Annotated in this window: 1 protein-coding gene; it reads right to left on the reverse strand. The window is 64.1% G+C overall.

What is annotated here, in order from left to right; all coding sequences use genetic code 11:
* On the reverse strand, positions 1 to 995 hold a 995-nt coding region (locus tag ABFX81_RS42100; RefSeq protein WP_346139707.1), incomplete at both ends, for a cbb3-type cytochrome c oxidase subunit I.

Here is a 995-nt window from a genome sequence, read left to right on the forward strand (position 1 = left end):
AGGAAGCCGGTCGCCCACAGCATCGGTGTCTCGAAGGACAGCGAGCCCTTCCACATGGTGCCGATCCAGTTGAAGAACTTCACACCGGTCGGGACCGCGATCAGGAAGGTCATGAAGGAGAAGAACGGCAGCAGCACACCGCCGGTGACGTACATGTGGTGCGCCCACACCGTCACGGACAGACCCGCGATCGCGATCGTCGCGCCGATCAGACCCGAGTAACCGAACATCGGCTTGCGGGAGAAGACCGGGATGACCTCGGAGATGATCCCGAAGAACGGCAGCGCGATGATGTACACCTCTGGATGGCCGAAGAACCAGAAGAGGTGCTGCCACAGCAACGCGCCGCCGTTGGCGGAGTCGAAGATGTGGGCACCGAACTTGCGGTCCGCCTCCAGGGCGAACAGCGCCGCGGCCAGGACCGGGAAGGCGAGCAGGACCAGCACACCGGTCAGCAGCACGTTCCAGGTGAAGATCGGCATGCGGAACATCGTCATGCCCGGCGCGCGCATGCAGATGATCGTGGTGATGAAGTTGACCGAGCCGAGGATGGTGCCGAAGCCGGAGAAGGCCAGACCCATGATCCACATGTCGGCGCCGATGCCCGGGGAACGGACCGCGTCCGACAGCGGGCTGTAGGCGAACCAGCCGAAGTCGGCCGCGCCCTGCGGGGTGAGGAAGCCCCCGACGGCGATGAGTGAGCCGAACAGGTACAGCCAGTAGGCGAACATGTTCAGCCGGGGGAACGCCACGTCCGGCGCGCCGATCTGGAGCGGCATGATCCAGTTCGCGAAGCCGGCGAACAGCGGCGTCGCGAACATCAGCAGCATGATCGTGCCGTGCATCGTGAACGCCTGGTTGAACTGCTCGTTCGACATGATCTGCAGACCAGGCCGGGCGAGCTCGGCGCGCATGAACAGCGCCATCACGCCACCGATGACGAAGAACGCGAACGACGTCACCAGGTACAGCGTGCCGATCGTCTTGTGATCCGT

It is taken from the genome of Streptomyces coeruleofuscus (assembly GCF_039532725.1).
Lineage (GTDB): Bacteria > Actinomycetota > Actinomycetes > Streptomycetales > Streptomycetaceae > Streptomyces > Streptomyces coeruleofuscus.